This window comes from Streptococcus sp. HMSC057G03 (assembly GCF_001808745.1).
GTDB classification, from domain to species: Bacteria; Bacillota; Bacilli; order Lactobacillales; family Streptococcaceae; genus Streptococcus; species Streptococcus parasanguinis_Z.
In genome coordinates this window covers 81,063-91,375 of record NZ_KV794415.1, presented here as the reverse complement: position 1 = coordinate 91,375, position 10,313 = coordinate 81,063, and the positions used below count along the sequence as shown (strand labels likewise).

11 protein-coding genes are annotated in these 10,313 nt (G+C 42.4%); 1 reads left to right on the top strand and 10 read right to left on the bottom strand.

The window, feature by feature from the left end:
* Positions 1 to 221: 221 nt before the first annotated feature.
* The 10 genes from HMPREF2686_RS10080 to miaA form a co-directional block, all read right to left on the bottom strand.
* Positions 222 to 986 (bottom strand): hypothetical protein, encoded by a 765-nt coding sequence (locus tag HMPREF2686_RS10080; protein ID WP_049506493.1) that lies wholly within the window; start codon positions 984 to 986, stop codon positions 222 to 224.
* 34 nt (positions 987 to 1,020) lie between these two features.
* A complete protein-coding gene (locus HMPREF2686_RS00465) occupies positions 1,021 to 2,412 on the bottom strand; it encodes a hypothetical protein (protein ID WP_049506494.1) in 1,392 nt (463 codons plus the stop codon).
* 188 nt (positions 2,413 to 2,600) lie between these two features.
* Positions 2,601 to 4,079 carry a hypothetical protein gene (locus tag HMPREF2686_RS00460; RefSeq protein ID WP_239681881.1) on the bottom strand — a complete coding sequence of 493 codons (1,479 nt, stop codon included), beginning with the start codon at positions 4,077 to 4,079 and terminating at the stop codon, positions 2,601 to 2,603.
* A gap of 238 nt (positions 4,080 to 4,317) precedes the next feature.
* Positions 4,318 to 4,722: a GNAT family N-acetyltransferase gene (locus HMPREF2686_RS00455; protein ID WP_031576953.1), complete on the bottom strand. Its 405-nt coding sequence runs from the start codon at positions 4,720 to 4,722 to the stop codon at positions 4,318 to 4,320.
* A 1-nt stretch (position 4,723) separates the two neighbouring features.
* On the bottom strand, positions 4,724 to 5,434 hold the full coding sequence (locus HMPREF2686_RS00450; RefSeq protein ID WP_049506125.1) for a class I SAM-dependent methyltransferase: 711 nt from the start codon (positions 5,432 to 5,434) through the stop codon (positions 4,724 to 4,726).
* A 10-nt stretch (positions 5,435 to 5,444) separates the two neighbouring features.
* Complete coding sequence (locus HMPREF2686_RS00445) at positions 5,445 to 6,200, bottom strand: SDR family NAD(P)-dependent oxidoreductase (RefSeq protein ID WP_049506123.1); 756 nt, start codon at positions 6,198 to 6,200, stop codon at positions 5,445 to 5,447.
* 1 nt (position 6,201) lies between these two features.
* The gene (gene rnz, locus HMPREF2686_RS00440) at positions 6,202 to 7,131 is read right to left on the bottom strand and encodes a ribonuclease Z (protein WP_049506122.1); all 930 of its coding nucleotides are present in this window, start codon (positions 7,129 to 7,131) and stop codon (positions 6,202 to 6,204) included.
* Between the two features lie 3 nt (positions 7,132 to 7,134).
* Positions 7,135 to 7,764 carry a cystathionine beta-lyase gene (locus HMPREF2686_RS00435; RefSeq protein ID WP_049506120.1) on the bottom strand — a complete coding sequence of 210 codons (630 nt, stop codon included), beginning with the start codon at positions 7,762 to 7,764 and terminating at the stop codon, positions 7,135 to 7,137.
* Positions 7,748 to 8,995, bottom strand: a complete 1,248-nt coding sequence (gene hflX, locus HMPREF2686_RS00430; RefSeq protein ID WP_070448792.1) for a GTPase HflX — start codon at positions 8,993 to 8,995, stop codon at positions 7,748 to 7,750. Before hflX ends, HMPREF2686_RS00435 begins: the two co-directional genes overlap by 17 nt.
* The gene (gene miaA / locus HMPREF2686_RS00425; RefSeq protein ID WP_070448790.1) at positions 8,988 to 9,875 is read right to left on the bottom strand and encodes a tRNA (adenosine(37)-N6)-dimethylallyltransferase MiaA; all 888 of its coding nucleotides are present in this window, start codon (positions 9,873 to 9,875) and stop codon (positions 8,988 to 8,990) included. The genes hflX and miaA overlap by 8 nt, the downstream gene beginning before the upstream one ends.
* Before the next feature lie 83 nt (positions 9,876 to 9,958).
* Here miaA and HMPREF2686_RS00420 point away from each other — a divergent pair, with 83 nt between their 5' ends.
* A complete protein-coding gene (locus HMPREF2686_RS00420) occupies positions 9,959 to 10,129 on the top strand; it encodes a DUF3042 family protein (RefSeq protein WP_003002781.1) in 171 nt (56 codons plus the stop codon).
* The last annotated feature ends 184 nt before the right edge of the window (positions 10,130 to 10,313 follow it).

The window sequence follows — 10,313 nt, the reverse complement described above, 5'->3', positions numbered from 1 at the left end:
CAGGTGCTGTTGGAATCAAACGGAAATTGACTGATAACTAATCGTATCAAGTCCTTACTTCTATCAACCCCCTAACGAAGAAACTTCTACTCTCATTCATAGAAGTTGAAACAAATAGAGAGAACCGAAAGGTTCTCTTTTTTATCTGTTTTTCTTTAATAGATAAAAAAAACGGCTCAGGGATCTTCATCCTGAGCTGTCGTTTATTCTATTTTACTTTTTTACTGATCCAATTTCACAACCTGTCCATCCTTAACGTTGAAATGATAAGAGATGGATTCATGATCTTTATTCTTGAAATCCAGATAATAGAAATCATAGTCACCATCTGGAAGAACACTAGCATCCAACTTTTTAGCGGCAGCTTTTAAATCCTTTTCTTGGATGGCTTGATCGTCTTCTACTGAGATCATCATACGAACCATCCCCTTTTGAATAAGGGTGGCGTACGGAATCTGGTAATAACCCGCAAAATCGTTCTTTCCTTCTTGCCTATTTTGAGCCGCCAGTTCTTCCAATTCTTCTGCAGCCTCCTTTTGATAAGAAGAATCAACATTGGGGAGAAAATGAAAATAAGAGAGCGTCAGGCCTAGATCCTGCTTTTTAAGCTTATCCAGTAGTTGGGCCTCTTTTTTCTGTACTGCCTTCTGCTCTGTAAAAACTTCTTTATAACTTGGAGTGGTTTGTCCATAGGGATCAGACCAGTCATTTTGTAAGAAAGCATGCACCTCAAGAGGTACGGTTTGACCGTCATAGGTTTTCTCCGAATAAGTAAAATCGACATTATAACCTGGAATTTCTAAAGCCTGCCAGGAAAGACGGTTAATTTTAACATTCCCATGCAGACCAACCTTAGCAAGCTCACTGCTGACAACTTCCTTCGCTTTTTTATAATCACTCGGTTTCATGATCTTACAACTGGAAAGAAACAGGCAACAAAGAATAAGTGGAATTCCTGCGAATAGTTTGAAATAGTTGGGCTTCATAGCCTGACCTCCTTGTAAAATTTAACCTAATCCATTAATTTTTTATATCGTATGAGAACATTTTTTTAATATCTTCTTTCATCTTTTTATTAGGAATTTTCTCTAAATCCATATATTTGAAGAATTCTTCATCATTTTGAACGACATGAACCTTTCCATCTTTAGTATACTCAGCTGGTAAGGTCAGATCACCGAAGGACTTTCCAAAATCCCTAGAGACTACGTAGTTCTGTACTTCATATAAGCGTCTCAGCAATGAGAACTCTGTAGTATCCTTACTTTGATTTAATTCCTTTGTAAAATATTGGAAAAACTCCTTTTTGTTATTTGCAAGATGTTCTTGCCCATCTTTTGAAAGCTCTGCTGGTATCTTATGATACCGTAAGACATCATCCCATCCACCTGAACGCTGCTCTGGAACTTTATAAAGCAGTTCCAAAAATGAAATATCAAAGTTGAGATCTTCTGGTCCGAGAAAGTATAGGTAGGCATTCTCCCCTTTTGTCGGTTTTTCATCCCATTTTAAAGTAGTTGGATTATTCCCTTTGCTTAAAATCGAATATACTTTCGGATAGAGTGTTTTCAATGGGATATCCTTAGTCTCATTACTACGATCTGTAAATAACAAACGTGAATGTTGGAGCTGCAATTGTCCTCTTTCAAAATTGTATTCAAATGGATGCAAGTCTTTGTCGCTTTCTCGATTTTCTTTTTGAACTTGTTCATAACCTTTGCCTGATGAGGTTTTCCAAGCGAACTTTCCATCCTTAACATTCATTAACCCTATACGAGATTGATACTCTGTTTGTACATAGATATTTCCAGGTTCTACAATATATTTGTCTTTCTTATCGACAAGAATATCAATCGGAATGTATGTTTCTCCATCATATGTATCCAACAACATAGAAGAAACTTTAACAGATAAGGGGATATAATTCTTATCCATATCTCGTACTATCTTAAAAACATCATATGTTTTCTTCACTAAGCGCTTGTCCTTGGTATCATAGACATCAATGAGCCAGTACTCTCCCTTTTGTGCTTTATTTGTAGTTAGGTAAGGAACTTGATTACCACGAATATAATATTGAAAATAGAGACGTGGGTCAGATTTTAATTTGTAACTTTCTTGTGCAATGTACCGTTCACTATTTCCACCATTTATAAACCATTCTACTTTAACTTTTGGATTGTACGAATTTGCTTCCAGCGCCTCATCCACTTCTTTTTTATTATCCCATTGAATAGCTACTGCTTTCCCACCTGCAATAAATTGGGAATCAACTATGTGTGGACGAGGTTTCCAAGTTACAAATTGTGATATATCACGCTTATGAATTTCATACCGGATAAACCAGCCTCCTGCCAAGGTAACAAGTAATACAAATATCCAAAACTTGATTGATTTAAAAATCTTCTTCATTCTCTCTTTTCTACTTTCTGTACGCTTCTTTTACCTTATTTGTTCGTCATTTTTCTTTAAAAGTCTTCCGACTTTTCCAACCACATATGAATAAATTTCTTTAATAATTTATTGACAACTGAAGCTTCTTATAATTTCTTAAACTCACTAGCTTTTACAATAAGCTGATTAAAGATTTGGATTTTTCTCTATTTTTGAACGACCCATTTTGCATCACCATAAACAACCGTAAATGGTCCATCCCCATCTGTTAAATAGTTAATTTTATATATACCAGATTCTCCTGCTTCAAGGACTGTTGGCTGTTTGTAATTTAAAGTATTATTCAGCATATAAGCAGATTTGCCATGGCCATCATAGAGATCTACATTTGTATAATCTGGAGTATTTTCAATACTGAGAGGTGTTGTATTTGATAGGGTGAATTCGACGATCAATCGATGTTGTTTTTTCTTTGTATCGATACGGTCTTGATCATCCTGAACATCCAAATTTGGATCGTCTGTTACACTATTCAGTGTAACTTCTAAGCCATTAGCAAATAGAACTGGCTCTCCAATCGCATAGCTTTTAACAGGATTTTTTGGGTTAAAATTCTTTAATTTTTCTTTTACCTTTTGTCCATCACTATTATTTCCAGATGGGATGGTCCAAAAGATATTATTCTCATCTTGCTTACCATACTGATTATCCCCCTTCATTTGTTGAGGGATTTGTAAGAGAATAGCCAAGTTTTTTAAATCAATTCGAACATCACCTTGATTTGTCACTTCCATTTCAACCGTGAATTCCGTAGGCGAAGTTTTACTATAAGCATAACCGGATAATGAGGTTGCCTCGAAATTTTTGTTAACTAACTGTTGTAAAACTGTTGAAAGCATGATATAGGAAATATGATCATCTCGATTTATTTCTTTTTCAGCATACCTTTGATGGAATTCATCGAGCCAATCATAGAAGGCTTGATTGAAATCTGACTCATTAGGATTTTTATAATATTTATTCCCTCTCGGTAAAAGCTCTGGGAAGTACGTTGGTACCTGAATGCGAATAAATACTTTGTTTCCCTTAACTGCATAGCCCTTTAATTCATATTTTTTTCCAAAGCTCAATGCATTCGTCATGAGCTTCAAATACATGGGACCATATATTTTGAGGGGGTACTTCTCACCAAGATATTCCACATAAGTATTTGGATCAAAAGTACTACTGTTTTTTTCAATTTTAGGGATAATATAATCGTTCCAGAGTCGAGTATACATATCCTCTTGATTTTTTGCCCCATTGGCCTTGATTACTGTGTCTATTCCCCTTGGATCTACATAGACTCCTTCAACGACCTGCAAAGCTTTTTGAACTCTTCCTTCCTCAGATAGAGAGGCTTCATTCGGTTGCTGTCCATATATTGAAATCCCATCGCTATCATCTGACCTCATATATTGTGGAAGTTTTTCAAACGTTATGTATCTGATACTGTTCTTTGCATCCCAATCAAATGTTGCTGCAGGTCCTGTCTTGTCAAAATGAATGTTTTTTCGATCGATTTTCTTCTGTACTTCTTTATTCGAAGAACCTTGTTTTTCTACAGTTCCTTGTTTGCAGGCACTCAAACATACTGGTATAAGTACCGAACATAAGACAAGTCCCCATTTTATTTTCTTCTTCATCCCATCTCCTCCTAATCTCTTCCTCATTTTACCATCAATCTCCCCTTTTGTCAGTCAAATAGATAAGGCTGGGACAAAAGTCCTAGCCTCTCAGTTATCTTTGAATTGTCGAGCAAGACGCAGCGGTTGACTGGGCTCTACTACGCTGATTTCATCAGCTTTTACAGCCCTACACAACTGTGCGGAGGTGGGGCGACGAAATCGAATTCTAACGAATTACCGATTTCTGTCCCACTCTCTATTTCATATAAATCATCCCTGTACAGGCTTGCTCGGAAAGTTCGACAAAGCCGAGTGACTGGTAAAAGGCTAGATTTTTCTCGCTACGTTCTGTGACGAGGAGCCGTTGATAGACATTTGGGAAGGTCGCTAAAGCCTCTGTTAAGAGTTTCCTTCCAATGCCTTGGCGCTGGTGATCTGGTCGCACCAAGAGGTCCTGGACTAAAAGGACAGAGTGGCCATCTCCTACCAAGCGAATGTAAGCGACGAGCTCTTTCTCATCATAGACGGCCAACTGCCAGAGACTAGCTTTGACAGCTTGTTCCAGCATAGATGGGTTGTTGGTATAATTGGTCCAACCCACCGAGCTGTAGAGTGCGAGTAGGTCTGTCATCGCTGGAATTTCTTTTTTATAATCTAACATCTTAACTCCTTTTTAACCGATAGTGCTGGAAGAAGGCGATATCCCGGTAAGGGGACTCTTGGCAAACAGCCAGCTCCATCTTGAGCATAGACTCTCTCCAGCCTTCTTGGCCCTTGAAGCGATTGTCCTGCAAGGCATAAAAGACACGGATCCCTTGGTAGTCCTGAACTTCGAGGGCTAGATCGTCTACTGCTCTATCTAGATCATAGGCCTGTGCCAAACCCATGGAGTGGGTTTCCAGGTCCTGACCTGCTAAGAGATCAAGCGCCTTCTGAGTATCATTTTCAAAAACGACGGTCTGCAGGACGCGGCCAACCTCATTGTGCTTGACGATAGAGAGCAGGCCTCCTGGTTTCAAGAGACGGGTGAATGCCTTGAGAACCACCTTGCGATCCTCTACATACTCCAAGACATTGTGGCAGAGGATGACATCAAAACTGGCATCTTCAAAGCTCTCTATTTGGTCCAGACTCCCAACGAGTTGCTGGTAAGGATGATCCTGGACCCGCAAGGCCACCATTTCCTCATTAGGCTCCACAGCAAGGACTTCATTGTCTTGTGCCAGGTGGTTGGCCACGAGACCGAAGCCACTGCCAAAATCAAGCACTCGCTTTCCCTTGATGTCCTTCAATTGTTCAAAAAGGATATCATAATAGATCTGTCCCCAGGGTTGCTGGAGGTTCTCTAAATAAGCTTGAATATTTGCGGCCATCGATCTCCTCCTATTTGAAGTTAAACATCTTGCAGGCTAGCTTGTCCGAGATGCGTGGGAAAAGAGTATAGAGCTTGTGGGTCAGGTTCAAAAGCCAAGGCAGATTGAGCTCACGTTTTGGTTTTCCAAAGCTTTTCACGATCTTCTTAGCCACAAAGTCTGGTTCCAAAATGTAGCGATCCACAGCTTTGACATAGCTTCCGTCTGGGTCTGCCTGATCAAAGAAAGTGGTCCGGATAGGGCCTGGATTGACCGTCGTCACATGGACACCAAAGGGCATCAGTTCTAACCGCAGGGCATTGGAGAAGCCGATGGCCGCAAACTTAGTAGCCGAATAAAGGCTGGATTTGGCTGTTGCGACCAGTCCTGCCATGCTGACGATGTTGACGATGTGCCCCTTGCCTGCTGCCTTCATGTGCGCACCAATCAAGCGTGAAAGCTGCATGAGAGCAAAGGTATTGACCTCAAACATTTCCTGCACCTGCTGGTCAGAAATGCGATCAAAGGCCTCAAAAATCCCATAGCCTGCGTTGTTGACCAAGATATCGATCTGCCCGTAGCGCTGAGTCAGCTCTTCTATCAAATCTTGGACGGCTGAGGAATCAGTGATATTGATCCCGATGCATTCAGCTTGAGGATGACTGGCATAGAGCTTTTCCAGTTTTTCTTGATTTCTGCCTAGGAGAATCAGCCGATCTTCAGGGAGGAGATTGACCATTTCTTGGGCCAAGCCTCCACTTGCTCCTGTTATGAGAATGGTTCGCATCTTAGATCTCCACTTCTTCCAAATCTTTGACGACATAGACATTTTCAAAAATGCTGGATGCATCCTTGCGCAATTGGCTGATGTCTTTTGATAAGAAGCGAGCACTAATATGGTTCAAAAGAAGACGCTTGGCTCCAGCTTCACGCGCTACTTCTGCCGCCTGCATATTGGTCGAGTGACCGTGTTTCTTAGCAATCTTCTCATCGCCCTTGCCATAAGTAGACTCATGCACAAGGACATCCGCATTGACCGCGAGTCTGACGCTGGCATTGGTCTTTCGTGTATCGCCAAGGATAGTGATGACCTTACCAGGTCGAGGGGCTGAAATATAATCGGCTGCAATGATCTTAGTGCCATCTTCCAGGGTAACATCTTGGCCATTTTTGACTTTCCCAAAGAGCGGTCCAAAAGGAACCCCTGCTGCCTTGAGCTTATCTGCGTCCAGCGTCCCTTCGAGGTCTTTTTGCATGATCCGGTAACCCACACAGAAAATGGTGTGGTCCAAAGCTTCTGCATAAACCGTGAATTTATCGGTTTCTAAAATCTTACCTAGAGAATGTTCATCGAATTCATGAAAATGGATGCGGTAAGGCAGGCGAGAGCCTGATACGCGAAGACTGGTCATGACAAAGGATTTGATCCCTGCTGGTCCATAGATATCCAGATCCGTCTGCTCTTCATTGGCCTGAAAGGCCCGACTAGAGAGGAAACCTGGCAAACCAAAAATATGGTCTCCGTGTAGGTGAGTAATAAAGATCTTGCTAACCTTTCGCGGACGAATAGTCGTTTCTAAAATTTGATTCTGTGTCGCTTCGCCACAATCAAAGAGCCAGACTTCATTGATCTCGTCCAGCAATTTGAGCGCTAGGCTCGATACATTACGGGCTTTTGAGGGTTGCCCAGCTCCCGTTCCTAAAAATTGAATGTCCATTGTCTACTTTCTATCTATATAAATCATGGCCGTCCGGTTCTCTAAACGGAAAGAAAGGTCGCCTGGGTAGGCTTGCGCTAGCTCGAGAAGCTCTTCTTGGTTATATCCTGACAGTTTCAAGCGTCCATCTTCCAAGGTCATCAAATCAGTCAGGGCTGAGAGGGCCTCTGTTTTAGTGACCCCTTCTGGGCCGGCCTCTTGCAAACAGATCTTGCCATCTTTTTCAAAGATCAAACAATGCGGAAAGATCTCTGCGACTTCAAATAAAATGGCAGGGGTGATAGCCTCTGCTGGATCTTCAGCAAAGACACAGGCTAGCTCTTCATTTACGTAAGCCAAGCCATAAGATTTACCTGATAAATTGAGGCGGATAAATGGCTTTCGTTCATCAAAGCTTTGCTGAACTGTGAATAAGTCAAATACCCGACTTAAGTCCAAGAAATAATCCATGGCCTCCTTGGGGCTCTTCTTTTGATAGAGCTCAGCAAAATAGGCGTTGATCACACTTGGGGGAGGCGTAATCACACGGAGACGCAATTCCTCAGGGATCGTGCTTAAAAGATTGGTCAGATAGACCCGATCGAGGCTGGTATAGCCTCCATATTTTATTGCTAAATCAACGTAATCCGTCATAAAATTCTTCCAACTTCCACTTATTTTTCTCTGCGATATAGCCTTGAATGACCTCGACATCCTCTTCAAATTCCCGCTGGTCAATGATCGCAACCGTTTCTAGATCATGTGTCCGATAAGATTTTGAAAAAGGAACGCGAATGGTAAAGGGAACAAAGAGTTCTCTCAGTTTTTCTAGTAGCAAAGCCTGGAGATCTTCACGGGCTGTCTCAGAGCGCGCTGAAATCAAGCTAAAAGGTGTCTGGGTTGGAGTAAAGTCTGCTACTTTATCTGCTTTGTTGTAAAGAGTCAAACGAGGGATCTCCAACATATCCAGGTCCTTCATGATCGAAAGCACGGTCTTTTCATGTTCTTCATGATTGGGATCAGACGCATCGATGACATGGACCAGAAGGTCTACATTCTTACTTTCTTCCAAGGTCGACTTAAAGCTCGAAACCAACTCTGTTGGTAGATCTTGGATAAAGCCAACCGTATCGGTCAGCGTCACTTGCAGATTGCCTGTTAGGTGGATGCTCTTGGTTGTGGCGTCCAAGGTCGCAAAGAGTTCATCGGCTTCATACTGGCTCTTACTGGTCAACTGATTCATAATGGTCGATTTTCCTGCATTGGTATAGCCGATCAAACCAATCTTGAAGACAGGTGATTCCAAGCGTTTTTCACGAAGGGTTTCCCGGTTCTTTTCAACTGCCTTGAGCTGGCGCTCAATATCGGTGATTTGATTGCGAACGCTCCGGCGGTTCAACTCCAACTGACTTTCCCCTGGACCACGAGAACCAATTCCCCCGGCCTGACGGCTGAGCATGATCCCTTGACCGACAAGACGTGGCAAGAGGTATTTGAGCTGGGCCAAGTGCACCTGCAACTTCCCTTCATGACTCCTAGCCCGCATGGCAAAGATATCTAAAATCAACTGCATCCGGTCAATGACCTTAACCCCAAGGATTTCTTCTAAGTTAACATTTTGACGGGGGGTTAGGCGATTATTGACCACCACGGTCGTAATCTCATCTGCTTCGACCATTTGAGCGATTTCTTCGAGTTTTCCTGAGCCGACAAAGGTCTTGGTATCGTATTTCTCCCGCTTTTGTGTATAAGAGCCCCGGACATCCCCACCAGCTGTTTTAGCCAGGCTCGCCAACTCCTCCATAGACATATCAAAATTGTCCATGCCTTGAAGTTCCACACCAACCAAAAGGATGAGTTCTTGTTTTTTTTCTGTTTCAATCATGCTGTAAAAACTCCTTTACATCTGCAAGAACCTGCTCCTTGAAGTGGGGGGCAGAAATGGCGTAAAATTTTACTTCCATTCGATTTCGAAACCAAGTCAGCTGCCGTTTGGCAAAACGACGCGTATTGCGCTTGAGGATCTCAGTGGCTTCCTCAAGGCTCTGCTCTCCCTTAAAGTAAGGAAAGAGTTCCTTGTAACCAATGCCTTTAGCTGCCTGAGCCTCGGGATGGTTATCATAGAGCCAACGGGCTTCATCCAGCAAGCCTTCCTCAAGCATGCGATCTACTCGGCGATTGATGCGCTCATAGATCAAGGACCGTTCATCATCTAGACAGATGAGATAGGGGTCATAATCGGTCTCTTCGTTTGCGAGGTCCTGCCCAAAATGCGCAATTTCAAGAGCCCGCATGGCCCGACGGCGATTGAGCTGAGGAATCACAAGTCCTTGCTCCGCCACTCTTTGGTACAAGTCTTCATCCGACAGCACGTCTAATTGAGCGCGATAGGCCAGAATCTCTTCATGAGGAACTTCACCACCAAGATGATAGCCTTCAAGAAGACTTTGGATGTAGAGGCCCGTCCCACCTGCAATGATGGGAAGCTTGCCTCGGGCTGTGATCTCCGCGATGGCCTGTTTAGCTTCTCTTACAAAATCAAAAGCCGAGTAAGACTCGGTTACCTCCCGCACATCGATCAAATGATGGGGAGCTGCAGCTTGCTCTTCTGGTGTCGCCTTGGCTGTTCCAATATCCAGCTTGCGATAGACTTGCTGACTATCGCCACTGATGATTTCACCATTGAGGGCTTGCGCCAAATCGATCGCAAGAGCTGTTTTCCCAACAGCAGTCGGTCCCACAATCACAATTATCTTGGTTTTCATCGTTTTTCCTTGCAAAATTCACGTTTTTTCGTTACCATATATTATAACATAAATATTTAAAGTTCAGAAAAGGAGAAATTCTCATGGCTAAAGGATTTGGTAAAGGTTTTGTTACTGGTGTTGCTGGTACAGTTGCTGCTGTCGCAGGTGCAGTTTACACATTCAAGAAAAAAGTAATCGAACCAGAAGAACAAAAAGCAGCTTTCATCGAAGAAAACCGCAAAAAAGCAGCACGTCGCCGTGTCTCACACTAATCATTCAAAAAGCTCCGGGAAACCGGAGCTTTTTTTGCTGAAGAAAAAGTCCATTTTGGAAAATTTTCTTTTACTGGTAGGGTTTGTCACGATATGCTAACACAAGTAATGCTAAAAAAATTAGAATGATATATATTATGTTTGATTCAAACATATACTGAAACTTTCCGCCGTGAGAAAAGTG